Origin of the sequence: Methanolobus sp. WCC1, assembly GCF_045690315.1 — an archaeon.
Classification (GTDB): Archaea; Halobacteriota; Methanosarcinia; order Methanosarcinales; family Methanosarcinaceae; genus Methanolobus; species Methanolobus tindarius.
The window spans coordinates 2,980,375-3,004,016 of the sequence record NZ_CP146979.1 but is presented as its reverse complement, the minus strand read 5'-3'; the positions used below and the strand labels follow the sequence as shown (position 1 = coordinate 3,004,016).

Annotated in this window: 24 protein-coding genes; 15 read left to right on the top strand and 9 right to left on the bottom strand. The window is 41.0% G+C overall.

Annotated features, from left to right (window positions below):
* Positions 1–104 precede the first annotated feature (104 nt).
* The 7 genes from V7O61_RS14280 (at position 105) to V7O61_RS14250 (ending at position 5,121) form a co-directional block, all read left to right on the top strand.
* A complete protein-coding gene (locus tag V7O61_RS14280; RefSeq protein ID WP_407283236.1) occupies positions 105–1,583 on the top strand; it encodes an NAD(P)H-hydrate dehydratase in 1,479 nt (492 codons plus the stop codon).
* Positions 1,583–1,765: a hypothetical protein gene (locus V7O61_RS14275; RefSeq protein ID WP_407283237.1), complete on the top strand. Its 183-nt coding sequence runs from the start codon at positions 1,583–1,585 to the stop codon at positions 1,763–1,765. The genes V7O61_RS14280 and V7O61_RS14275 overlap by 1 nt, the downstream gene beginning before the upstream one ends.
* Before the next feature lie 13 nt (positions 1,766–1,778).
* Positions 1,779–2,255 (top strand): cyclic pyranopterin monophosphate synthase MoaC, encoded by a 477-nt coding sequence (gene moaC, locus V7O61_RS14270; protein WP_407283238.1) that lies wholly within the window; start codon positions 1,779–1,781, stop codon positions 2,253–2,255.
* 90 nt (positions 2,256–2,345) lie between these two features.
* Positions 2,346–3,194 carry a ribose-phosphate diphosphokinase gene (locus tag V7O61_RS14265; protein ID WP_023845318.1) on the top strand — a complete coding sequence of 283 codons (849 nt, stop codon included), beginning with the start codon at positions 2,346–2,348 and terminating at the stop codon, positions 3,192–3,194.
* A 24-nt stretch (positions 3,195–3,218) separates the two neighbouring features.
* A complete protein-coding gene (locus V7O61_RS14260) occupies positions 3,219–3,704 on the top strand; it encodes a hypothetical protein (protein ID WP_407283239.1) in 486 nt (161 codons plus the stop codon).
* Between the two features lie 15 nt (positions 3,705–3,719).
* Entirely contained in the window at positions 3,720–4,352 is a 633-nt protein-coding gene (locus V7O61_RS14255) for an endonuclease III domain-containing protein (RefSeq protein WP_407283240.1), read from the top strand.
* The gene (locus tag V7O61_RS14250; RefSeq protein ID WP_407283241.1) at positions 4,336–5,121 is read left to right on the top strand and encodes a C15orf41 family protein; all 786 of its coding nucleotides are present in this window, start codon (positions 4,336–4,338) and stop codon (positions 5,119–5,121) included. The genes V7O61_RS14255 and V7O61_RS14250 overlap by 17 nt, the downstream gene beginning before the upstream one ends.
* A 21-nt stretch (positions 5,122–5,142) precedes the next feature.
* Here V7O61_RS14250 and V7O61_RS14245 read toward each other — a convergent pair whose 3' ends face one another.
* The gene (locus tag V7O61_RS14245; RefSeq protein ID WP_023845322.1) at positions 5,143–5,376 is read right to left on the bottom strand and encodes a hypothetical protein; all 234 of its coding nucleotides are present in this window, start codon (positions 5,374–5,376) and stop codon (positions 5,143–5,145) included.
* Between the two features lie 208 nt (positions 5,377–5,584).
* On the opposite strand from V7O61_RS14245, the gene lysS reads away from it, so the two are divergent.
* Both lysS and V7O61_RS14235 read left to right on the top strand, forming a co-directional pair.
* Entirely contained in the window at positions 5,585–7,183 is a 1,599-nt protein-coding gene (lysS, locus tag V7O61_RS14240; RefSeq protein WP_407283242.1) for a lysine--tRNA ligase, read from the top strand.
* A gap of 2 nt (positions 7,184–7,185) precedes the next feature.
* Positions 7,186–7,854: a class I SAM-dependent methyltransferase gene (locus tag V7O61_RS14235; RefSeq protein ID WP_288070951.1), complete on the top strand. Its 669-nt coding sequence runs from the start codon at positions 7,186–7,188 to the stop codon at positions 7,852–7,854.
* Here V7O61_RS14235 and V7O61_RS14230 read toward each other — a convergent pair.
* The 6 genes from V7O61_RS14230 to hisF all read right to left on the bottom strand — a co-directional run bounded on the left by V7O61_RS14230 (position 7,851) and on the right by hisF (position 13,086).
* Entirely contained in the window at positions 7,851–8,096 is a 246-nt protein-coding gene (locus V7O61_RS14230) for a pro-sigmaK processing inhibitor BofA family protein (protein WP_023845325.1), read from the bottom strand. The genes V7O61_RS14235 and V7O61_RS14230 overlap by 4 nt on opposite strands.
* Positions 8,097–8,146: 50 nt before the next feature.
* On the bottom strand, positions 8,147–8,566 hold the full coding sequence (locus V7O61_RS14225; RefSeq protein ID WP_023845326.1) for a deoxynucleoside 5'-monophosphate N-glycosidase: 420 nt from the start codon (positions 8,564–8,566) through the stop codon (positions 8,147–8,149).
* Complete coding sequence (locus V7O61_RS14220) at positions 8,563–11,043, bottom strand: DUF3656 domain-containing protein (RefSeq protein ID WP_407283243.1); 2,481 nt, start codon at positions 11,041–11,043, stop codon at positions 8,563–8,565. The genes V7O61_RS14225 and V7O61_RS14220 overlap by 4 nt, the downstream gene beginning before the upstream one ends.
* Positions 11,044–11,106: 63 nt before the next feature.
* Positions 11,107–11,814, bottom strand: a complete 708-nt coding sequence (locus V7O61_RS14215) for a class I SAM-dependent methyltransferase (protein ID WP_407283244.1) — start codon at positions 11,812–11,814, stop codon at positions 11,107–11,109.
* A gap of 133 nt (positions 11,815–11,947) precedes the next feature.
* Entirely contained in the window at positions 11,948–12,235 is a 288-nt protein-coding gene (locus V7O61_RS14210) for a MazG nucleotide pyrophosphohydrolase domain-containing protein (RefSeq protein ID WP_407283245.1), read from the bottom strand.
* A gap of 29 nt (positions 12,236–12,264) precedes the next feature.
* Positions 12,265–13,086 (bottom strand): imidazole glycerol phosphate synthase subunit HisF, encoded by an 822-nt coding sequence (gene hisF, locus V7O61_RS14205; RefSeq protein WP_407283246.1) that lies wholly within the window; start codon positions 13,084–13,086, stop codon positions 12,265–12,267.
* 241 nt (positions 13,087–13,327) lie between these two features.
* Between hisF and V7O61_RS14200 the strand changes: the two genes are divergently transcribed.
* From V7O61_RS14200 to V7O61_RS14190, 3 genes are all read left to right on the top strand, one after another.
* A complete protein-coding gene (locus tag V7O61_RS14200) occupies positions 13,328–13,957 on the top strand; it encodes a DUF6064 family protein (protein ID WP_407283247.1) in 630 nt (209 codons plus the stop codon).
* A 166-nt stretch (positions 13,958–14,123) separates the two neighbouring features.
* Positions 14,124–14,414, top strand: a complete 291-nt coding sequence (locus V7O61_RS14195) for a nucleotidyltransferase family protein (RefSeq protein WP_407283248.1) — start codon at positions 14,124–14,126, stop codon at positions 14,412–14,414.
* Entirely contained in the window at positions 14,411–14,758 is a 348-nt protein-coding gene (locus tag V7O61_RS14190) for a DUF86 domain-containing protein (protein ID WP_407283249.1), read from the top strand. Before V7O61_RS14195 ends, V7O61_RS14190 begins: the two co-directional genes overlap by 4 nt.
* Before the next feature lie 45 nt (positions 14,759–14,803).
* On the opposite strand, the gene V7O61_RS14185 is transcribed toward V7O61_RS14190, so the two are convergent.
* Together V7O61_RS14185 and V7O61_RS14180 are read right to left on the bottom strand one after the other, a co-directional pair.
* A complete protein-coding gene (locus V7O61_RS14185) occupies positions 14,804–16,012 on the bottom strand; it encodes an ISL3 family transposase (protein WP_023843742.1) in 1,209 nt (402 codons plus the stop codon).
* 64 nt (positions 16,013–16,076) lie between these two features.
* Complete coding sequence (locus tag V7O61_RS14180; RefSeq protein WP_407283250.1) at positions 16,077–18,314, bottom strand: PAS domain S-box protein; 2,238 nt, start codon at positions 18,312–18,314, stop codon at positions 16,077–16,079.
* 278 nt (positions 18,315–18,592) lie between these two features.
* Between V7O61_RS14180 and V7O61_RS14175 the strand changes: the two genes are divergently transcribed.
* The 3 genes from V7O61_RS14175 (at position 18,593) to V7O61_RS14165 (ending at position 23,608) form a co-directional block, all read left to right on the top strand.
* A complete protein-coding gene (locus V7O61_RS14175) occupies positions 18,593–19,246 on the top strand; it encodes an HVO_0476 family zinc finger protein (protein WP_407283251.1) in 654 nt (217 codons plus the stop codon).
* Positions 19,213–19,872: a protein-L-isoaspartate O-methyltransferase gene (locus tag V7O61_RS14170; protein WP_407283252.1), complete on the top strand. Its 660-nt coding sequence runs from the start codon at positions 19,213–19,215 to the stop codon at positions 19,870–19,872. Before V7O61_RS14175 ends, V7O61_RS14170 begins: the two co-directional genes overlap by 34 nt.
* Positions 19,873–19,969: 97 nt before the next feature.
* Positions 19,970–23,608, top strand: coding sequence for a hydantoinase B/oxoprolinase family protein (locus V7O61_RS14165; RefSeq protein WP_407283253.1), 3,639 nt, complete (start codon positions 19,970–19,972; stop codon positions 23,606–23,608).
* The last annotated feature ends 34 nt before the right edge of the window (positions 23,609–23,642 follow it).

The window sequence follows — 23,642 nt, the reverse complement described above, 5'->3', positions numbered from 1 at the left end:
ATCTGGTTAAGGGTCATATTTGCATAAAACAATTTTGAATAAAATAACAGAAATAATACATTAACTGATAAATAGAATGCAAACTAAGGAATAAATAGGTAACTATGTTCTCTATCACTTCTTCTAAAATGCGTTCAATTGATGCTAATTGCGCATATCTTGGCTTAAGCCCTGTGCAGCTTATGGAAAATGCCGGTGCTGCAATTGCCCGGGAAATTATGTCTAAAATAAGGTATGGTAAAGTTCTTTTTGTAGCCGGCAGGGGAAATAATGGAGGAGATGCCTTTGTTGCTGCACGTCATCTGGCAATGAACAGGAACTATGAAGTAAAACTGATACTTCTTGGTCACTCATCTCGTATAAGGACGGAAGAATCAAAACAGAACTTTTCTCTTCTCAGGTACAGCGGTCTTACAGAACTGATAGAAATTGCAGATTCAAAAGAACTTGAAAAATACCCTGGCTGGAAAAACAATGATATTATTGTTGACGGAATCCTGGGTTCCGGAATAAAAGGTGCTCCCAGAGAGCCAGAATCAACTGCAATTGACCTGATAAATTCTTCTAATTCATACATTATTTCTGTAGATTCTCCTTCGGGATATGATATGGATGGTGCAGAAGTTGTCAAAAGCGTGATTGCAGATTTGACAATCACTTTCCACAGGATGAAAACAGGTCTTGAACTTCCAGATTCTGAAAAATATACCGGCCTGGTAAAAGTTGTTCCAATAGGTGTATGCAAAGATGCTGAAGAATATGTCGGCATGGGTGATCTTATATCCCTATCACGCAGAAACAGAGAAGCTCATAAAGGTAATTCAGGCCGAGTTCTTGTTATCGGCGGAGGTGCATATTATGGTGCTCCGGCCCTTGCAGCCATGGCAGCACTTCGGACCGGCGCTGATATCGTAACAGTTGCTGTGCCGGAAAATGTTGCCGATACAGTTGCTTCGTTTTCACCAAATCTTATTGTAATACCACTTGAAGGTGACAGGTTAAATCCTTCAAATATTCCGGTTCTTGAAACTCTCCTTGAAACTCATGATGTTGCTGTAATTGGTCCTGGTCTTGGCAGAGACTCTGCAACTCTGGAGACGGTGGAGCAACTTCTCCCTCTTTGCAGGAAAGCTGTTGTTGATGCGGATGCGCTTTTTGGGTTGAAGTTACCCGTAAAAAGTGAGGGTAAATTCATTCTGACACCACATTCTGCTGAATTCTCATGTCTGTCAGGCTCCTCTGTTCCAAAAGAACTTGATTCTAAAAAGGTTGTTGTAGGCAGCTTTGCTTCTGATAAAGCTGTCACAGTTATTCTGAAAGGAAAAATTGATGTCATTTCCGATGGTTCAGTCACCCGGCTTAACAGGACAGGTAATGCCGGAATGACGGTTGGTGGCACGGGAGATGTTCTTACCGGAATCACCGGTGCCCTCTTTGCAGTCAATAATGCAATGGATGCGGCTTTATGTGCGGTTTTCATCAGCGGCGCAGCCGGAGACCTTGCATTTCAGGAAAAAGGAAACGGTTTGCTTGCGACAGATATAATTGATCGGATTACCGATGTTATATCAGGTGTATTATAATGGGGCAGGAAAGCAGAAAAATTAGTGTGGATATTGAAAGAAAGTGGATACGTATCATTGTCAGTCATGGAAGGGATGAGGAAATACTTAAACTTTCAATTGATGAGGCTCGCAGTCTGAAAGAACAACTAAATACTACTATTGAGGATTACCTGCAGAGACAAAATATTAGAATTGATTAAAAACGGTGATTAATTGGAAGCTACATTCACACATATTGAGAACGACCGCACGGTCATGGTAGACATCAGTAAAAAGGATATCATTGTGAGAAAGGCAATAGCTTCCGGGGAAATAGTCCTTAATGATGCAACCATTGAGAAGATTCGCTCGGGTAGCGTTGAAAAAGGAAATGTATTCTCCACCGCACGCGTGGCTTCAATTCTTGCGGTAAAAAAGACACCGGAACTTATTCCTATGTGTCACCAGATTCCAATTACCAAGGTGGATGTGGACTTTTCAATTCATGGGAATATTGTCCGTGCAACTGTAGAGGTGCGTTCCGTTGGAAAAACAGGTGTTGAGATGGAGGCGCTTACAGGTGTCTCAGTTGCCCTGCTGACTGTGTGGGATATGGTCAAGTCTGCAGAAAAAGACGAGACTGGTAATTATCCTGCTACCGGAATTCAAAATATCAAGGTTCTTGAGAAAGTCAAAATGAACCAAAACTAATGTATTTGAGGGGTGCATTAGGAAGCATTCAAATTACACTGATCAATTATCATATTTAAAAAACAACTAAATCTTAAAGAGGTAATTTATTTGAAAATTATTGGAGGACCAGCATCCCAGGCTCTTTCATCAAGGGTTGCGAGAGAACTTAACATTGAGCCTACTGTTTGTGACTTCACAAGGTTCCCTGACGGCGAACTGTATTCACGCATACTTGATGAGGACGTGGATGAAGTTACTATTATCCAGAGTACAACAACGGATTCTGATCTTGTTGCATTATTACAGCTTATTGATGCCTGCGAGGATTCACCTGTCATCAATGTGGTTATCCCATACATGGGATATGCCAGACAGGATAAAAAGTTCAAAACCGGTGAACCAATAACTGCAAGGGCTATTGCAAGGACAATTAATGCAGACAGGATTTTTACAGTGAATATACATGAGGCAAGTGTTCTGAACTATTTTAATGCTGATGCATTTGACCTTGATGCTTCACGCCTGCTGGGTTATCATATAAGATCACTGAACCTGTGCAATCCTCTCATTGTCTCACCTGATAAGGGCGCAATTAATCTTGCAGAGAACACAGCAGCCGATGTAGGACTGGAATATGATTATCTTGAAAAGACAAGGCATTCCGGTGATTCAGTTACTATCAAAGCAAAAAATGTCGATGTGATGGACAGGGATATCATAATTATTGATGACATGATCGCAACCGGTGGAACCATGGCAGAATCTATCAAACTGCTGAAATCCCAGGGAGCAAAAGATGTCTATCTTGCATGTGTACACCCGGTTCTTGCAAGAAATGCGGTGCTTCGCCTGTACAATGCAGGGGTAAAAGATATTATAGCTACCGACACAATAGAAAAGGTACAGAGTTGTGTCAGTGTGGCACCCCTTATAGCCAATGCTTTAAGAAGTATCTGAACATTAATATATTGAGGTATTATAATGACGTTGCCCGATGTTTGTCCCAAAGACGGAGTTTCCCAGTGTAAGAAAAAAGCCTGCCATCTTTACGTAGTAGAGTGGCGTACAGGGGACGAGCAGTGCGTTATCGGGTACAGTTCAACTCACAAAGAGTTTTCAAGATCAACTCCAATGGAAGATACTTATGCTGAAAGTACGCGCATGAGGCTCCAAAAGAAAGCTCCGGAAGAAAGAAAAGCCTGGCCTGAATCGGGAGTAAGTGCTGAAAAGCGTCAACATCTTCAGCGCCAGTCAGTTCCTGAAGAAGCTCTTACAGAGATTGCCGGGCTTCCACCAAAAGAACCGATGTCTCCTGTGGGCCGCGAGGAAGTTGTGGTAAATAATAAGGATACAACGGTCTTTGAGGCTCGCAAAGAAAGACCAGAGGAAGAAAATAAAAGCAAAAAATCTCTGGATAAATTAATGGACGATCTTCCGGAAGATTACGAAGAAAAGTTCTGGGACTAACTCTTCTTAAATGTCATGACGTCTGGAATACTCTGCAGGGTATATGACCTGCTTCTGGATGAACTGGGACCTCAATACTGGTGGCCTGCTGATACGGCTTTTGAAGTTGTTATTGGGGCTATGCTTACGCAGCAGACAAAATGGACTAATGTGGAAAAAGCCATAGAAGGCCTGAAGGAACATAGTCTTCTGGAAATAGTGCCTCTTGCTGAAGCTGATACCGGGCTTATTGAGGAACTTGTCAGATGTTGCGGTTTCTACCGGCAAAAAGCTTCCCGTTTAAAGGGAATTGCAGTTTTTTTTGCAGAAAATGGTATGGAAAATGTATTTTCCCTGCCTGTGGTGGAACTCAGGAAAACCATGCTGTCTTTGAAAGGAGTTGGCAATGAAACTGCTGACAGCATCGTGCTCTATGCTGCCAACAAGCCCAAGTTTGTAATAGATGCATACACCACACGCATGATGAAATGTATTGGAATTGAAGGTAACTACATGCAGCTGCAGCAAAGGTTTGAAGAAGAACTTCCAAAAGACGTAGATATCTATAAGGAATACCACGCTCTCATAGTTGAATATTCAAAAGCCTATTGTGGCAGAAAAAGATGTAATGAATGTATTCTGAAGGATTTGAATGAGAATGGATATTGAGACTTATAACAAGATATACGAAAACCTGGAAAGCGTAGATGATGTGAAGAAATTATCGCAGCAGTTCTCACAGCCTATAGGTACTATCCATTCCATATTGAATCAGAAAACCGTCACAAAGGTAAAGAGAAATTTTTCCCGGGTAAAAAGTAAGTCTCCAAGGCACCTGAGGCAATGGAAAAAAGGAAAAAGCATCATTGAGATTGCAAAAAAGAATGATATTCCTGCAACTCTTATTGTTTCCATGCTGCTCAAGGAAATGGGTATTCCTAAGAAAGGTTTTATCAGAAATCTTGATGAACAGCCCGAAGGACGTCTTAAAAGAGAAGTAATTGCAGCTATGGAATCAGATTTTTTCTTCTCCCCGAAAGCTCATGAGTTACATGCTGAAAAAGGTGAAATGGGGGAATCCATTCTTGCTGAGTGGCTTACTGAGCACGAAATAACATACAGGTCAGAGAATGACCTGAGGGATGAAGGTTTTTCAAAAACTCCTGACTTTTTGCTGGATTCGGAGATTGTAATCGATGGTATCGACATTTTCTGGATAGAAAGCAAAGCTCTTTTCGGTGATGAGAAAGAGCATGAATATTACATTAAAAAACAGTTCAGGGAGTATGAAGAGAATTACGGTACCGGTATGATCGTTTACTGGTACGGTTATATAGATACTCTCAGTTACAATGGAAACCTGATAAAAGATTACAGGTTCTTCGATAAGGATCGTGATACGATAGAAGAACTCCTGAACTTCAAGACTTACTGGTAACGCACTGGTGCCAGTTCCAGATTATTTATTATCTTGTAGTTTTTCCAGTTCTGACATGACTTTTTTTGTATATACCTGATACACACCTTCATCATCATATACGACAACTTCCTTGTTGATGGTGGCATGATTTGCATGGACTACCAGAAATGGCCAGAGCTCGTTGCTCTCCGGGTCCCGCTGGTTTTTCATATTGAAAATATCCTCAGAGGTGCTTAATGAAATCCTGTGCATATTTTCGGTTATACGGGTCATATTAAACTGAACAGTAAATTTTTATTAATACCTTTCGTGTTGCAATTATATGAGGTGGGAATCTGTCCGCAAACGGACAAAAAACTCTTATAAGATCCCTTTCAGGAATTTTGTCTTAAGCAAAGATTATAATAGTAACAATCATCTAAGGTTACTGACTCCGGAGCATCCGGACATTACTATATTCTCATCATAAATCGGTGAAATCATGGCAGATATTACACATTGGGCAGATGTCATCGCAGACGAGGTGCTGGCAAAAGGCAAGAAGCACCTTGTTGCAACAGGTATCACACCCTCAGGTCACATTCATATTGGTAACATGCGCGAGGTCGTAACTGCAGATGTAGCATTCAGGGCTCTTGAAGATAAAGATGCTGATGTCGAGTTCATCTACATTGCAGACACATACGACCCATTAAGAAAGGTCTATCCTTTCCTGGACGAAAGTTATGCGCCCCACGTTGGCAAACCACTTTCTGAAATTCCATGCCCATGCGGCAAACACAAGAATTATTCCGAACACTTCCTTGAGCCTTTCCTCACAGCCCTTGAACATCTGGGAATACACCCAAAGGTCTACAGGGCAGATGAGCTCTACAAAGAAGGTGTCTACGTAGAAGCTATCAAGCAGGCTCTTGTGAAAAAGGATGAGATCGCAGAAATCCTGCAGAAGAAATCTGGCAAGACTCCGGTAGATACATGGAACCCGTTCAATCCTATATGCAATGACTGTGGAAAGGTAAACACCACCACTGTAACAGGCTTTGATATCGATGCTGAGACTGTGGACTATGAATGCTCATGTGGAAGCAAGGGTACAGTCCCGATGAAAGGCGGTGGAAAACTTACCTGGCGTGTTGACTGGCCTGCAAGGTGGAAGGCACTTGGAGTTACAGTTGAGCCATTCGGTAAGGACCATGCTTCAAGAGGTGGTTCATATGATACCGGTGTTGCTATTGCCAAAGAGATATTTGGTTATGAGGCACCACATCCGATAGTCTATGAATGGATTATGCTGGGTAAGAAAGGTGCAATGTCATCGTCTACAGGTGTTGTAGTTTCAATTGCAGATATGCTCAAGGTGGTGCCACCTGAAGTATTGCGTTACCTTATCATCCGTACAAAACCTGAAAAGCATATCAGGTTCGATCCTGCATTACCCCTGCTCACACTTGTGGATGAGTTTGAACGCCTGCACTCAAGCGAGAAGGCTACAGATTATGACAGGAGAATGATTGAGCTTTCACACGCAGCAGGACTTTGCCACACAGATATTCCATTCAAGCACATGACAACAATCTACCAGGTTGCTGCAGGTGACTTTGATAAGATAATGAATATCGTAAAGAGAGCAGGATACGACACCAGCAACGAGAAATGCATACGCGAACTTACTGACAATGTCGGCAACTGGCTTGAGATGTACGCTCCTGATAATGCAAAGTTCAGTGTCCAGGAAGAGCTTCCTGTAAGTACTGCACAGCTTAACGATCTCCAGAGAGCTTTCCTCAGTTCATTGTCATCCATTCTTGACAAAAGCGATGAGCTTAACGGTGAGGACTACCACAATCTTGTATACTCTGCAAAGGAAGCAGGTTCTGAACTGAATACAATGATGGCTGAGTCACTAAATGTTGATGCAGAATCACTTGAAGTAAATCCAAAGGAACTATTTAAGGCGATATATGTTTCAGTGCTGGGGCAGCCTTCAGGTCCAAAGGCAGGCTGGTTCCTTTCATCACTTGAAAAGGATTTCCTCGCAATGCGCTTTAAGGAAGCAGCAGAGTATAAGCCCTCATCCTGATTATGCCAAACAATTCTTTCCCGGGCAAAGACCTTCAGGGCAAGTCTCATTTTCTTGCCTGGGATGAAGAATACAAACATGTGACCTGGGGTGGTCCCCGGTCGATATCAATGCTGGAGGGATTAATTTCTTCCAGTTCATTAATTCTTGATCTTGGTTGCGGGAACGGCAGATTCCTTTTACCACTTTCCCGTAAATACAATGCTATCGGTACTGATGTCTCACCAACTGCGGTTCAGAGAGCCAGGGAATATCTCATAAAAAGCAATGTTGAAATTGACAAAAGAGCTGAATGCCTTGCTTCAAGTATCACTTCAATTCCATTTTCTGGGAATTCATTTGATGCAATTCTTTGTCTTGGAGTTTTGCAGCACCTGCTGGAAGGTGAAAGAAAACAGGCTATTTCTGAGATCAAAAGGGTGATGAAAAGCGGCGCTGTTTTTGTGCTGGAAGTCTTTGGAACTGAAGATATGAGGTATGGAGGCGAGTCCGTAGAAAAAGATACTTTCATCAGAAAAAACGGTATAATATATCATTATTTCACACGTGATGAACTGGCATCACTGCTCGAAGGATTTGAAATAATAGAAATGAAAGACATTGTATCAGAAAAAAAGTTTCATGGCGAACCTCAAAGGCGCCATCAAATAAGAGTAATTGCGCGTCTTTAGAATGCGATTCCCAGATAGTTCAGCGCAATAATAAGAAGTGCTCCTACTACTCCACCAATTGCACACACAAGAACAACTATCCATGTGTAAGCTATATTGAGGCCAAGTACAAGATTTGCAACAACCAGTATTACAAGACCCAGAACTGTGTTGATAACCATGCTCTTTATTGTCTTCAATACCTTCCAGAGGATAACAGCGACTATTATAGCCACTATAAGAGTTATTATTTCAACTGCCATAATCACCACTTTTATATTGTTATGATAAGTATTTAATCGTTGCTAAAAAATTAGAGTTTGTTTGCATCACTCAGAAAATTAGTCATCTCTCTTTTCAATTCATCAATTGTTTGGTACTCTTTGCAGATTATCCTCTTATCACCAAGAAGCATTGCAGAAACGTTAGCTTCAGGAACATGCATGCAAAGCACTGGAATTTCTCTCTGAAGCGCGCTGCAGATCTCATAACCAACACCAATTGAAGGTGTACTTACTTCTGCTATCAGGCACTCACTTTTTTCAAGAAAATCCATGTCCCTTATGTATATTTCTTCTTCTGAAAGTAAGGACTCTGTTTTTTCAAGTTCAGGGTCAGCAACATGCCAGCTAAGAACTTCATGTCTGCTATCCTGAAGGAAACTGCACATCTCCATGTAAGTGGAAAGCATCTGCCTGCCACCCCTGATAGATGCTGAAAGGAACACTCTCATTGCACACCTCTGTGATAATGTCCCCTGGTGTGGAACTCGCTGACATCACTTCCCTGCCAGATGTGTTTTGTGTCACCTGAGTAGTAAGCATCAATATTAGCCCGGTATGCCCTTGTGACCATGCCAACGTTATAATCATCCATATTCCTTGCATCGATCCTGAGTCTTGAAAGACCTGCTTTGATAAGCTGGGGAATATCATCCAGAAGGCAGAGCTCCCTCGAATTGAAGATGTGCGTTCTGCACTGGGAATCTGTTTTGACAGGGAACTCAAATCCTTTTTCATCGATTATTTCAAAGCTACCACTCTTACACTGGGAAGTACAGTTGAAACCATTCTCATCCTTTTCCCCAAGCACACCGCCTATAAGACAGTGTTCAGACTCCATTATCTGAATCTGTCCATGAGCAATGTATTCGCAATAACCATATTTTGCGATATCAGTAATCTGTCCAAGATTCATTTCAGTTGAGAGTGTGACAGTGTCTGCCCCTTTTTCTTCAAGTGCATGAAGACTGTGTTTGTTGAATACATTCAGGGGACTGTCGGTTAGTATTTTCATACCGGAACTGTGAGCAATTTTGAGGACACCAAGATTTGCTGCAATAATTCCTTCAAATCCCAGTTCCTTTGCAAGTTTAATACTTTCTTTCACATTCTGGAATTCTGAATCTTTTGTAATGATTGGAGTGTGCAAATAAGCAGGAATGTTCTTTTCAACAGCAAGCTCTGTCATCACTTTCCATTCCATATTTTGAAGCTCTTTAAGTGAAACATCAATGTAAACAATATCTGCACCGCTTTTTAGTGCTGAATTAAGATTTTCAGAATTATTTACACTAACTGAAAGCAGTATTTTATTCTCTTCTATCTCAATAGCTGCTTCATTTTCTGGTTCCTCTTCCTGGATTTCAGGACTTCTGTCATGTGCCGGTCTTCTGAACTTTTCGATTCTGGTTTTTTCCAGTTCGGTGGTTGCTTCGGTTCTTGCGTTGTTCAGTTCTTTTATAGGGATAAATGCATCATCCGGCATGTCAACTTCAATTTCCTGAGCTTCAAAAACAGTATTTCCTGTTTTGGCAAGCTGCTTTCTGACGTTCTCTTCTGTAGTGGGCCTTTTCTGCGACTTCTCTACAATGTAGTCTGAAACAGCAGTTAATGTGTTATTTTCATTATCAGAAATTGAGATTTCGAGTCTCTCTCCAATTTGTGCTTTGAATTTTATGGAAACAGGAACCTTGCGTATTGGCGAAGGTGAACTGTATGATGCCTGCGATTCTTTCATAAGGGAATCATCAAGTGTCCTGTAAACAGGCGTTCCATTTTTTGGAGGCTGGTCAAAATTGATTGTTATGATATCTCCGTTAGCTGCCTTCTTCTCAAGTCTGTCTCCAATGAAGATTCCTCTTACTATTGTTCCAGCATCTCTTTTTCCTTCAAAGCCGATGCCATCTCCTACCTCAAGTTCTCCGGCTAGTGTGATCTCCATTCTTTTGAGCTTATTGTTAAATCCACTGACCTTTCCAACCATGATTCCCTGGTTGTGTGGCCTCTCACGGCTCATCAGGTCTCCAGCAGGATCGCCTTTGAAGTATCCGGTCGTGAACTCACGGTTGAACAACTGTTCCAGATTCTCTTTTTCTTCATCGGTAACAAAATAGTTGTCCGGGTCTTCTGTAAACCTGTCAATTAGATTGCGATAAATCCTTACAACACCTGCAACATATTCAGGCCTCTTCATCCTGCCTTCTATCTTGAAAGAATCTATTCCTGCTTTTATGAGTTCAGGTATAATCTCAGATGTATTCAGGTCTTTAGGACTCAGAAGGTAGCTACCTTCTGTTTTGATTTCTTTTCCATTCCTTCGTAATCTGTATTGTTTGCGGCATGGCTGGGCACAATATCCACGATTGCCGCTTCTGCCACCTATCATGCTGCTCATGAGGCACTGGCCTGAGTAGCAGATGCAGAGTGCACCGTGAACAAAAGCCTCGATTTCCACTCCCGTCTCGTTTTTAATCCTTGCAATCTCTTCAAGTGAGAGTTCCCTTGCAAGCACAATTCTCTTAACTCCCATTTCTTTCAGAGCCAGCACAGCTTCTGTGTTGTGAATCGTCATCTGGGTGCTTGCATGGATTGGAAGTGTCGGAACTTTTTCCCTTGCAAGTTCCAGAAGTCCCATGTCCTGCACAATGATGGCATCAGTTCCCAGTTCATCAAGGGTGTACATGAGTTCAAGTGCTTCTTCTATTTCACTGTCCTTGATAAGAGTATTCATGGTGACGTAGACTTTGACGCCTCTAAGGTGAGCAAAGTCAAGAGCTTCGCTGAATTCTTCTATTGTAAAATTGCCTGCATATGCCCTGGCACTGAAATCCTTTATTCCAAGATATACTGCATCTGCACCGTTTTCTACGGCAGCTATCAGGGATTCCATATTTCCGGCAGGAGCTAAAAGTTCGGGAGTTTTAAGCATGATAATCGCTCAGATGAGGTGAGAGTATATAAATGCCCCTCTCACCGTAAGCACAGAAAAATCTTATTGTTTTATGCAAAGGTAGCTTGCCATGAAACCATTCTTATGGTCATGTTCCTGAATCTGGAAACCTGCCTGTTCGATGAGTCCTTTCATAGTCCAGTCAAAGGTTGAGTACTCTTCCTTGATGTGAAGTTTCATTTCTTCAACAACCTTATCGTCTGCTTCATCTGGGATATTGCGGAATAGCTGTGGAAAAAATGTATCAAAATCAGGAGTATCTGATGAAAAAACCACATCTTTCAGGAAGAACTTTCCACCGCTTTTGAGCATTGAATTGATGTTTTTCAGGGCTATGAATTTCCAGAAATCAGGCAGATGATGCAATACCAGTTGCGTGACAACAGCATCGTATTTTGTTTCCTCTGAATCAAATGTCAGAAATCCTGCCTTGATAAATCTGATATTATCTCTCTGTCTTGACCTTGCTTTCTTCTCCGCAAAATCAAGCATCTTCTGTGATATATCCAGTGCAGTTACCTGTTTGCAATGCTTTGAAAGCTCAATGGAAAACTCTCCCGTTCCGCACCCGACTTCCAGAATCTCATTATCCGGCTGGATACTGATGAGTTTACACATAGTTTCAGCTTCACCGGCAATGTTGCGGATGCTTCCCATTTTCCTGTCATATTGCAGGACTTCTTCTTCACTTTCGTAATCTGTTCCAACCTGGATCAGTTCATCGTAATACCATTCAGGTAATTTTTTCATATTCATTCCTTCTGTATCCTCTTATATTTTTTAAATAAATAAGGGATTGTTGGTAGACTGAAATGATTAATGGCTTTGAGTAAAAAGTAGCAGGAAAGTAAGAAGAATCAAAAGTTCAAATCAAAATAAAAATTTAATCCGTACAGATGCACGGATTTTGTTTGCATGTAGGACAATGATCAGGATATTTTTCCATAAATGCAGCTTCAAGGTCGATATCATAAAGGTTTGCCAGAGCTCCTATCCATGCAAAACAATCTGCAAGCTCCTCCCTGATATTCTCCATGTCTTCTCTGCGGATAGCTTCTGCAAGTTCGCCTATCTCTTCCACAAGCCAGAGTGTTGTTGCAGGTGCACCTCTTCTCCTGTCGTTGTGTGCATAGAGGTCGTACATGCGTTTCTGAAACTCGGAGATTTCCATGTCATATCCTCCTAAGATTTAGCTGGATTTTAGAGCCTTACTGGAATATCCTTTTCTTTGAGATGTTCTTTGACATCGTTGACAGTGTATTCTCCAAAGTGGAAAATACTTGCTGCAAGTGCTGCATCGGCTTTTCCTTTTGTGAATCCTTCGTACATGTGCTCAGGATTGCCAACTCCGCCGGATGCGATAATTGGAATTTCCAGTTCCTCGGAAAGCTTCTTTGTGATTGGAATGTCAAAACCGTCATAGGTTCCATCCCTGTCCATGCTTGTAAGGAGAATCTCTCCGGAACCAAGTTCCTCGACTTTCTTTGCCCACTGGACAGCATCTATTCCGGTTGGCTGCCTGCCGCCATAGATAACAACCTCATACCATGCAGGTGTGCCGTCTTCAAGTTCAATTATTGTCTTGTCAGGATTATTTTCGACATCAAGGTTGCGTTTGCAGTCGATGGCTGTGACGATACATTGTGCACCGAATATCTCAGATGATTCCTTAATGAGTTCCGGATTCTTCACTGCTGCTGTGTTGATGGAAACTTTGTCAGCACCTGCCCTGAGAATCTGGCGTATGTCCTCGATGGAGTTTATTCCGCCACCTACTGTAAGTGGAATGAAAACCTCATCAGCGGTCCTTTCGATGACTTTAACCATCGTTCCTCTTCCCTCATGGGATGCGGTAATATCAAGGAATACAAGTTCATCAGCTCCCTGTTCGTTGTATCTCTTGGCGAGTTCCACAGGATCTCCTGCTTTTCTCAGGTCTACGAATTCTATTCCTTTAACAACTGTTCCGCCTTCCTCATCAAGCGTAACATCAAGACATGGTATGATCCTTTTTGTAAGCATTATGACTTTGTCCCTTTCACTGCATTTGATTATTTGTTTCTGCCAGAAGATGGCAGAGGCTGTATTTAATAAGAAGATATCGAGTTTTTATTTAATACTTCTTGTTGTGTATTTATACCCTATAACTTAGATGGACATGAATAAATAGCATTTTCTCCTTTTATTCACGGGGCAGGTAAATTACTATAAAATGTCATACATGCTTTCAGATGCGTGATGACATAGGAACAAGGTGTATGAAATGTATTTTCCCTTTACAAAAGAACAATTCATGGATATGTTTGGAAGCTACAATACGGATGTTTTTCCCTTTCAAATACTCTTCTATCTGCTTGCAGGGGTAGTGTTGTATCTGGTATTCAGTAAAAAAGAATACTCTGATAAAGTTATATCCGGTATACTTGCTTTCTTCTGGGTCTGGATGGGAGCTGTTTTTCATCTCCTCTATTTTGCCCCAATAAACAAGTCATCTTACCTGTTTGGTATCCTGTTCATCATTCAGGGTGTCATGTTCCTGAAATTTGGAGTTCTTGACAAAAAACTCTCCTTCAGTTTCAGTAAGGATATATACGGATTGGTAGGACTGATAATGGTCATGTATGGATTGGTTATCTATCCGGTGTTCGGATATTTCATCGGGCATATTTATCCGTACCAGCCAACTTTCGGTGTCCCATGCCCTACCACAATATTCACTTTTGGTCTTCTGTTGTGGACTTCTCCAAAAATACCAAAAATCATTCTTGTAGTTCCTCTGCTCTGGTCGTTCATGGGTTCCACGGCTGCCCTTGGATTTGGAATACTGGAAGATGTACTGTTACTGGTATCAGGTATAGTTGGGGTTGTTTTGATTTGGTACAGGGATAAGTAAATGTACTAAACTGAAAGATAAAAGCGAATATTGCTAAATTAATAGAAAAAAGGTCTTCTTGGGCATGTAGGTTCTGCACGAAGTTGTCACTGGGAAGTTATTGGTAGGGAATTTTAATAAACAAATATAACTCATTAAAGAGTAATACAAAAAGTAGTGAACATTGATGGATAAATCCAGCATTGCAAATACAATTCGGGAAAGAAGTCCTGAAATCAAAACTCAGTTCAAAGCTGAAGTAATCGGTATCTTTGGTTCCTATGCTCGTGGAGAGCAACATAGTGATAGCGATGTTGATGTGCTTGTGAGATTTGAAAGTGGAGCAACTCTATTTGATCTCGTGGGGCTTTCAGATTATCTTGGTCTAATTTTAGGTGTTCCAGTTGATGTTGTTTCTGAAAGAGCACTTCATCCAATGATGCACGATGATGTGATGAATGAGCTGGTGGTTGTTTGAGGTCTCCTTTGCTTTATTTATCTGAGATACTCTCTGCTGTTCAATCAGTGAAAGATTTCGCATCTGGTATGGATAAGGAAGCATTTCTGGAAGATGAAAAAACCAAAAGTGCTGTTGTAAGGCAATTTGAGATTATGGGTGAGGCTGCAAAGGCTATTCCTGAAGAAATAAGAAGTCTTGATCCTACGATTCCTTGGGGCAACATTGCAGGCATGAGGGACAGACTCATTCATGCTTATTTTAATGTTGATTATTGTCTTGTGTGGGATACATTGGAGGCTGAGTTGCCTGAGCTTGAAAGTAAAATAGAATCTTTAATCTCTAAACTTAATGTTAGGGATTGAATTTTATTTTTGTTGCAACCTGCTAATTAATTTTTTAGGTTCTCTTTAACATCGTGTGGGTAAACGAAGTTTACCCGCCATCAAGAATATCATTGTATTCCTACACTTCTCAGTCTTCAATCCATATGATCTCTTAAAAGCAGTTTTAATTTTGTTGTTCAATCCTTCAACAACACCGTTGCTGATACCTTGTTTGATTGATTCCAATATCCCATGAGAATTTCTTTTAATCATCTTGGCCAATGTGATAATTTCCTTGATGTTGCTATGTGTTCCCCAATAATGCCATTTGTCAAGATATTCCCTCGCTACCTCTATATTTTTTATATCCCACAGACGTTGAAGTCCAAGCTTAAATCTGTAAGCTTTTGCTGTTTTAGTATCCAAATCTTTGATTGATCGAATCTTAGCTATTTCCCGATCCGATAGATTTTCAGGATTTTTCAACCACATGAATCTCGTTTTACCCAGATCTTTATTTGTTTGATACTCCTTTCTTCGAACCTTATCAATTGCATCATTCATCATTTTGACAATATGGAACTTATCGTAAACGATCTTAGCATTTGGGAAATATTCCCTTGCTCCACCCCTAAAAGCAGGATACATGTCCATTGAAATATACTTGATATTATCAGGGTCTATTTTTCTGGAAAGAACTTCCCTGAAGTTCTTGAAAACACTTCTTTTCTTTCCATTTTCAATATGAATTACTCTTGATTGATTTAGATCATAGAACAAGGTCACATAGCTGTGACCTTTTTTGACAGATATTTCATCTACTCCAATAGTATCTAACTCAGAGAGATCCATCTTTGCTCTGGCTTCTTCAACATAATGAGCTAGAATTATCCATACAGAATTTTCATGAATATTGATCAATTCAGCAATTGAAGAAACACTCATTTCTTTGGACATTGCAACGATTAGTGCTTCGAAAAATAATGTAAATCCAGTATTTTGTCTTGTCCATGGAACTTCTACAAGTTTTACATCATCTCCATCACACTTTGTTCGGGGAACTCGTGCATGAATGTATGTTTCATGATGGAAGAAATCAAGGTGTCTCCATACTTTTTCTTTGGTATCATGGAGATCACACAGTTTGTTGCAAACTGGGCAAGGGAACTTCGTTCCCTTGGTAAAATCTAGATAAATATCCATTCTTTTCTTAGAAACATTAAGATCAATGTCTTTCACATACCATGGAGGGGTTATTCCCAGAGCCATTTGAATCAAGAGTTTATCGTCCATCCAATATGGATTGGATGAACAGAATATTAAATTACCCACTCAATGTTGAGGAGATCCAAAAAAATTAGATCTTTTGGGGAATAGTAAAAGTAACAGTTGTCCCTTCTCCAACCTTACTTACAAGGGAAATTTTGCCACCATGCATTTCAACAAGGCCTTTTACAAGAGAAAGACCGATGCCTACGCCACTGTACCTGCGTGCGTGTGACCAGTCAAGCTGGACAAAAGGATCAAAAAGTTCATCCTGCTTATCTTCCGGAATACCTATTCCGGTATCAATTACCTGCACCTTGATATCATCGTCATCCCTGCCAAAAACAACATGTACTGTACCTCCCTCTTTGTTGAATTTTATAGCGTTTCCAATCAAATGATGAAGGATGGTCTTAAATTTAGATTCGTCTGCAAGTACATACTTGATATTAATATCAACATCAAATTCCATAATCAAATTATATTTAGAAGCCATAGACCTGAATATTTTTTCAAGATCAGCCACCATTGGTTTAAGATCGAATTTCATAATGTTGAGTTCGCGGCTTCCACCTTCTATCTCTGCAATATAAATAAGGGAATTAACAATCTCAAGAAGGTTCGAACCCGCATCCTTGATACTGGAAGAATACTTCATCTGCTTCTCATTTAATTCACCCGATACTTCACTTAAAAGAACATCAGAATAACCTATCACAATATTTAATGGCGTTCGCAGCTCGTGACTAATATTAGCAAGGAACTCACTTTTAGAGTTAGAAGCAGTTTCTGCAAGCATTTTTGCTTCAATGAGCAGTTTCTCTGTAAGCTTGCGTTCTGTTGTATCTACACAGAGTGCCAGAAGCGTCTTCTTGTCAATCATGACAGCTTCTACCTGCATATAGAATTCAGTCCCATCTTTTTTCAGGAACAAAAGCTCAGCAGAAACCTTAGCATTCTTCTTAACACTCAGGAAGTGTTCAGTTGCAGCATCTACAGATTTTGGACTGCACAGGTCTATGATATTCATGTCCATTAGTTCTTCAAGGGAATATCCTGTAAGACTGCATCCGGCAGGATTTACATCAAGAAGCATACCAAATACATCTGTTACAAAAATAGGATGAGGAGAGTTATCAACATAAGCGCGATACTTTTCCTCACTTTCCTTCAGGCGTTGCTGGGATGTCCTGATATCTGTTATATCAAGAACATTGCCCATATAGTAAAGTGGATTCCCATTTTCGTCAAAAATTAGATTTGCATGAAGAAGGGCATGTACAAGATAGCCGGACTTATGAATATACCTTTTTTCCATTTTAATAGCGGGAATTTCACCAGATTCCAGTTTGTTATGTTGCTTAACATTCTCAGCCATGTCTTCAAGAAAACTTATGTCACGCAGATGTTTGCCTTTAAGTTCGTGCTCTTCATAACCCAGCATATCACAAAAAGCAGCATTTGCCTTCTCAATTCTTTTATCATGAACAGACATTCTTACAATACCGATACTACTGGATTCGTACATTGTCCTGAAAAATGCCTCACTTTCATGAAGCCTTGCTTCTGCTTCTTTTTGTGCAGAAATGTCTGCCACAATGGAAAACGCATTTCTAATATTTCCGGATTCATCGCGGCTTACATTGGTGTATAACTTAACCCATACAGGATGTCCTTTTTTGTGGATGTACCTCTTTTCAATTTCAAATGAATCAGCATTCCCATCAAGAATCATTCTCACCATTTTAAGTTCAGTTCCGTCCTTGTCAGGATAGGTGATATCCATGTAATTTAAAGAAAGTAGTTCTTCCCGGGTGTAACCCACAATATCGCAAAAACGATCATTAACCTTCAGGAACCTGCCCTCTATGGACATCTGGGCAATACCTACTGCTGATTGCTGGAAAGTTGCCTTGAATAATTCCTCATCATCCGGACCAAGACATCCTGCAGATATGACTTTTGCCCCGGAAACTTCTTTTTTGAGTGCATCATACTTTTCAGCAAGACAGGAAAAATTCTGCCTTTTATTAATAAGGGCTCTCAAATAGGCAACTGTAATATCCGAGTCATAAGGTTCTTCTAAATAATCATCTGCACCGGATTCTAATAGTCTCACTTTTTTATCACCGGGCAGAGGTGAACCTGTAAAGATAACTGGAATAAAGTGATATTTATCTGAGAATTTTATCTGCTGGCATGCCTGATATGTATCCGGATCATCGATGGATTCCTGAATAACAATAGCATCCGGAATCAAAGTTTCAAGCTTTGTTAAAAGAGATTTGCATGGATTGACCTCTACTATATCGAAATCATTTTCGATCATACTTTTAAATTGACTATTTTCGCAGGAGCCATTACTGGCTATGAATATAACTGAGTTCAATGATCATACTTCCATACCATCTATACACAGAGATAATATATTTATGCACCCTACACCTATAAAAATGCAATTGATACTCATTAATAATAAGAGATACTCAATATATTATTTTCTGTAGTAGTGATAAAATTTATCATATTTTTAACACTTAACCTATTTTACAGATACAGACACAGATAATTATTTACATACCCCTGACTATGACATAACTAGAGAGTATGAACGACGAAGTTGAAGTTGTATGTCCGGCATGTTCACCAAAAATAGCAGTGCCACATGATGTTTTAAAAGGAGGACAGAATCCTGTCGTCCAGTGCCAGGAATGTGAAAATGTCCATCCTGCTAAAATAGAGAAGGTCAAAACCTTCAATGTCAAAGTAATAATCAGTAAAGGTGATGAGTCTTTCACTCAGACAACCCTCCTGACATCTGAAGAAGACTTGATGGTAGAAGATGAGATTATTGTAGATGATGGAGAATCTGACGAGGTTTATCCTATACTTATAACCGCAATCGAATCCGGTGAGAAAAGACTCAAAAAAGCCAATGCTTCTGAGATATCTACTATATGGGGCAGAGCCATTGATGAAGTGGTAGTGAAAATCGCAGTTCACAGGGGAAGAAAAACCGAACCACTTCATAAAAGAGTGCCAGGCGGATATGAGTTTGTTATTGGCCAGGAAGAAACTGTGGATAAAACAAAGATCCGTATCAAAAAGATAAAGATACGGGACGGAACCCTTGAGTCTAAAACTGGCATTGCGATTCCCGCAAAATTCATTAAAAGGATATTTGCAGAAGAAATTGTCAGAAAAAGCTGGGGAGATGGAAAAACCCAATGGAGTATGAAAGGGAAAGGAAGAAGCTGGTAAATTCTCTACGAGAATACAATATATCTGAAAAAACACTTAAAGCAATGAAAAAGGTGCCCAGACACCTTTTCGTACCTTCTATTCAAATAGCGAATGCCTATGTAGACCACCCTTTGCCCATAGGCTACGCACAGACAATATCAGCGCCACATATGGTAGCTATGATGTGTGACCTTCTTGACCTTCAGGAAGGATTAAAAATACTTGAGATTGGTGCCGGCTCCGGTTACAATGCTGCAGTAATGGCGGAGATAATCGGTTCAAAGGGAGAGATCTATTCTATTGAAAGACTTGAAAAGCTTTCTGTTTCTGCACGGGGAAATCTGAAAAAAGCAGGTTACACTAATGTTGAAATCATATGCACAGACGGTTCTCTGGGTCTTCCCGAACATGCGCCTTATGACCGTATTTGTGTGACTGCCTCTGCACCGTGCACTCCACTACCTTTGATAGAGCAGCTTAAACCCGGAGGAATTATGGCAATTCCTGAAGGTAAAAGGTACCAGCGTCTCTATCGTATCAATAAGGACATGGATGGAAATATCACAAAAGAAGATCATGGTGGTGTGATATTCGTACCTCTTGTAGGAGACCATGGTTTCAACATGCTTTGTGGTGACAGATAATACAATGCATCAAGCATGGCAAAAATACTTTTATTTGCGGGTTCATTTAGCGTAGCATATTTTATAATAATACAAATCGCTCACTGGTGGATACATTATGGATCCTATCAACAATAAATGGCAATTCTGGATAGACAGAGGAGGCACGTTCACTGATATTGTTGCCCGAAAACCTGACGGACAATTGATTGCCCACAAACTACTTTCAGTTGACCCGGAACATTATACAGATGCTGCAATACATGGAATCAGAACTATTCTTGGCCTGGGTTCTGAAGATGTACTTCCAACTGAAAATATAGCTTCCATCAAAATGGGAACCACTGTAGGAACAAATGCACTCCTTGAACGCAAAGGTGAGCCTACAGCACTTGTAATTACCAGAGGCTTCAGAGATGCGCTGCGAATAGGATACCAGAACCGTCCTGATATATTTGCCCTGAAAATTGAGCTTCCTGATTTGCTTCATGATGAAGTCATCGAGATAAATGAGCGATACAGTGCATCCGGTGAAGAGTTAAAAGCTGTTGACATTGAAAGTGCACGTCTGGAACTTGAGAGAATATACCAATCAGGAATACGCTCTGTTGCTATTGTACTGATGCACGCTTACCGATATCCGGAACATGAAATTCAGCTTCGTGAAATTGCAGAGGAAATTGGATTTGCCCAGATATCACTTTCACACGAAGTCAGCCCGCTAATGAAATTTATCAGCAGTGGTGAAACCACGGTTGTCGATGCATATCTTTCCCCGGTGCTCAAAAGATACATCAGCATGATAACTTCAACCCTTGAAGCGGGTGGCAACAATACAAAACTCATGTTCATGCAGTCAAGCGGTGGACTTGTGGAAGCAAGCCATTTTAGGGGCAAGGACTGTATCCTTTCAGGACCAGCGGGTGGTATTGTAGGAGCTGTGGAAACTTCCAGAAAAGCAGGTTTTGATAAAATTGTCACTTTTGATATGGGTGGGACTTCAACAGATGTAGCTCACTACAACGGAGAATACGAGAGGAGTTTTGAGACAGAGATTGCCGGTGTTCACCTGCGTTCTCCCATGCTTTACATTCATACTGTTGCAGCAGGTGGAGGTTCGATACTACATTTTGATGCAGGAAGATTCAGAGTTGGACCGGATTCTGCAGGTTCTGAACCCGGACCTGCATGTTACAGAAAAGGTGGACCTCTCACAATTACAGACTGTAACCTGATGCTTGGAAAAATAGACCCGAAACATTTTCCTCATGTTTTCGGACATAACGCAGACATGCCACTTGATGCGGATGTTGTTAGAGAGAAGTTTGCAGCTCTTGCGGAAGAGGTTAGTGAATTTACCGGAGAGAAAACAAGTGCTGAGCAGGTTGCCGAAGGTTTCCTGAAAATCGCTATTGAGAACATGGCAAACGCCATCAAGAAAATATCAATCCAGCGTGGCTATGATACAAAAGAATACGCGCTTTGCTGTTTTGGAGGAGCAGGGGCACAACATGCCTGCGGTGTTGCAGATGCACTGGGAATCAGCAGGATATTGATACATCCTCTGGCAGGTGTTCTTTCAGCTTATGGGGTGGGACTTGCGGACCAGAGAATTATGAAGGAACAGGCCATTGAGAAAAAACTTGAAATCAGCCTGATTGAAGAGCTGCAAGGTTTTGTTGCTGAACTTGAAACAATCGGCAGGGAAGAAATGAGATTTCAGGGCGTTGCAGATGAATATATAAGCGCACTGCACAAGGTTCATGTTAAGTATAAGGATGCAGGAACTTCTATTATTGTTGATTTTGGCGCTGAAAGTGAGATTAAAAGCACATTTGAAGAGGAGCATAAAAACCGTTTTGGTTTTGTGATGGAAAACAAAGAACTTTTCATAGAAGCAGTCTCTACGGAAATAATCGGTTCAGGGGAGAAAATGCATGGAGATTCTCTTTCTGACAGTTATATTTCAGAAGATGCAGAAAATATTGGTTTGTCTGGAACTACAATGTACACATGCGGAAAATTCCATGAAACACCGGTTTACAGGCGAGAGGAACTGAAGAAAGTTGAAGAAGGAGTTATTGGACCGGCTGTGATTGTTGAAACTAATACAACTGTAATTATTGAACCCGGATGGAAAGCAGAACTAAGAAAAGGTCAGGAATTGATACTTGAAAGAGTTGCTCCATTGCCAAAAAGAGAATCAATAGGGACTGAGGCTGACCCTGTGATGCTTGAGATATTCAATAACAGGTTCATGTCCATTGCACAACAGATGGGGTATACTCTTCAGAACACTGCTTATTCTGTTAACATCAAAGAGAGACTTGATTTTTCGTGTGCTGTTTTTAACAGGAACGGAGACCTGATTGCCAATGCACCTCACATACCTGTGCATCTTGGCTCCATGGGAGAGAGTGTTAAGGCGATAATCCGGAAGTTTCCTGATATGGAAGAAGGCGATGTTTTCATGCTGAACTCCCCATTTGAGGGAGGAACGCATCTGCCGGATATTACGGTTATAACTCCTGTATTCCATGATGGAGATGTTGAGTTCTATGTTGCTTCAAGGGGACATCACGCCGATATTGGCGGAGTGACGCCGGGGTCGATACCTCCTGAGAGCAGGCACATTGAAGAGGAAGGTGTGATTACCGGAGGGCAGCGTATTGTTGCTGATGGGAAATTCCTTGAAGATGAGGTTGCAGAGTGGCTGAATTCGGGAAAATATCCGGCACGAAACCCGTTCCAGAATATCGCTGACCTGAAGGCACAGGTTGCTGCAAATGAAAAAGGCGTAAGGGAACTTTTAAAGCTTGTCGAGCATTTTTCAATGGAGACTGTACAAGCATACATGCAGCATGTGATGAATAATGCCGAGGAATCTGTCAGGAGAGTAATTGAGATATTAAAAGACGGGGAATACTCACTTGCCTTTGATGACGGGACTATTGTATCAGTTAAAGTTAGTATTGACCATGAGAACAGGAAAGTTCATATTGACTTTACTGGTACTTCAGGACAGCATCCCGGAAACCTGAATGCTCCTGTTGCAGTTTGCAAGGCTGCTGTGCTTTATGTTTTCAGGTCACTTGTTGACAGGGATATTCCACTCAATGAAGGCTGCATGAGACCGCTCAGGATAACTATTCCTGAAGGCAGCATCCTGAATCCTGAATATCCTGCGGCTGTGGTGGCTGGAAATGTTGAGACTTCGCAGTATATTGTCGATGCTCTTTTCGGTGCGCTGGGAGTTATGGCAGCCTCGCAGGGAACCATGAATAATTTTACTTTTGGAGATGAGGAGTTCCAGTATTATGAAACTATTTGTGGTGGTTCTGGTGCAGGAGAGGGATTTGATGGAACCAGTGCTGTGCAGACCCATATGACGAATTCCAGAATCACTGACCCGGAGGTTCTGGAATGGAGGTTCCCGGTGAGACTTGAGGAGTTCTCTATTCGTGAAGGCAGCGGTGGTGATGGAGAATATCATGGTGGAGATGGTGTTCTCAGGAAGATAAGGTTCCTGAAATCTATGAGAGCTGCTATTATTTCCAGTAACAGGAAGTTTGCACCTCGTGGCCTGTGTGGTGGTGAGGATGGGAAGGTTGGAAGGAATTATGTTGTCAGAAGCGGGAATTTGCAGATTGAAGAACTTGATGGCAGGGATATCACGGAGATGAAAGAAGATGATGTTTTTGTTATTGAAACTCCCGGCGCAGGTGGTTTTGGAGTACAAACAAAAAGAAAGAGTTAAGTAAGGATACTTATTAAACATCTGTGGAATTAGG

Excerpts from the sequence above, each read along its gene's own strand:
- V7O61_RS14280 (WP_407283236.1), top strand. The coding sequence starts at position 105 with ATGTTCTCTATCACTTCTTCTAAAATGCGTTCAATTGATGCTAATTGC.
- V7O61_RS14275 (WP_407283237.1), top strand. The coding sequence starts at position 1,583 with ATGGGGCAGGAAAGCAGAAAAATTAGTGTGGATATTGAAAGAAAGTGG.
- V7O61_RS14260 (WP_407283239.1), top strand. The coding sequence starts at position 3,219 with ATGACGTTGCCCGATGTTTGTCCCAAAGACGGAGTTTCCCAGTGTAAG.
- V7O61_RS14255 (WP_407283240.1), top strand. The coding sequence starts at position 3,720 with ATGACGTCTGGAATACTCTGCAGGGTATATGACCTGCTTCTGGATGAA.
- V7O61_RS14250 (WP_407283241.1), top strand. The coding sequence starts at position 4,336 with ATGAGAATGGATATTGAGACTTATAACAAGATATACGAAAACCTGGAA.
- V7O61_RS14245 (WP_023845322.1), bottom strand. The coding sequence starts at position 5,376 with ATGACCCGTATAACCGAAAATATGCACAGGATTTCATTAAGCACCTCT.
- lysS (WP_407283242.1), top strand. The coding sequence starts at position 5,585 with ATGGCAGATATTACACATTGGGCAGATGTCATCGCAGACGAGGTGCTG.
- V7O61_RS14235 (WP_288070951.1), top strand. The coding sequence starts at position 7,186 with ATGCCAAACAATTCTTTCCCGGGCAAAGACCTTCAGGGCAAGTCTCAT.
- V7O61_RS14230 (WP_023845325.1), bottom strand. The coding sequence starts at position 8,096 with ATGGCAGTTGAAATAATAACTCTTATAGTGGCTATAATAGTCGCTGTT.
- V7O61_RS14225 (WP_023845326.1), bottom strand. The coding sequence starts at position 8,566 with ATGAGAGTGTTCCTTTCAGCATCTATCAGGGGTGGCAGGCAGATGCTT.
- V7O61_RS14220 (WP_407283243.1), bottom strand. The coding sequence starts at position 11,043 with ATGCTTAAAACTCCCGAACTTTTAGCTCCTGCCGGAAATATGGAATCC.
- V7O61_RS14215 (WP_407283244.1), bottom strand. The coding sequence starts at position 11,814 with ATGAAAAAATTACCTGAATGGTATTACGATGAACTGATCCAGGTTGGA.
- V7O61_RS14210 (WP_407283245.1), bottom strand. The coding sequence starts at position 12,235 with ATGGAAATCTCCGAGTTTCAGAAACGCATGTACGACCTCTATGCACAC.
- hisF (WP_407283246.1), bottom strand. The coding sequence starts at position 13,086 with ATGCTTACAAAAAGGATCATACCATGTCTTGATGTTACGCTTGATGAG.
- V7O61_RS14200 (WP_407283247.1), top strand. The coding sequence starts at position 13,328 with ATGTATTTTCCCTTTACAAAAGAACAATTCATGGATATGTTTGGAAGC.
- V7O61_RS14195 (WP_407283248.1), top strand. The coding sequence starts at position 14,124 with ATGGATAAATCCAGCATTGCAAATACAATTCGGGAAAGAAGTCCTGAA.
- V7O61_RS14185 (WP_023843742.1), bottom strand. The coding sequence starts at position 16,012 with ATGGACGATAAACTCTTGATTCAAATGGCTCTGGGAATAACCCCTCCA.
- V7O61_RS14180 (WP_407283250.1), bottom strand. The coding sequence starts at position 18,314 with ATGATCGAAAATGATTTCGATATAGTAGAGGTCAATCCATGCAAATCT.
- V7O61_RS14175 (WP_407283251.1), top strand. The coding sequence starts at position 18,593 with ATGAACGACGAAGTTGAAGTTGTATGTCCGGCATGTTCACCAAAAATA.
- V7O61_RS14170 (WP_407283252.1), top strand. The coding sequence starts at position 19,213 with ATGGAGTATGAAAGGGAAAGGAAGAAGCTGGTAAATTCTCTACGAGAA.
- V7O61_RS14165 (WP_407283253.1), top strand. The coding sequence starts at position 19,970 with ATGGATCCTATCAACAATAAATGGCAATTCTGGATAGACAGAGGAGGC.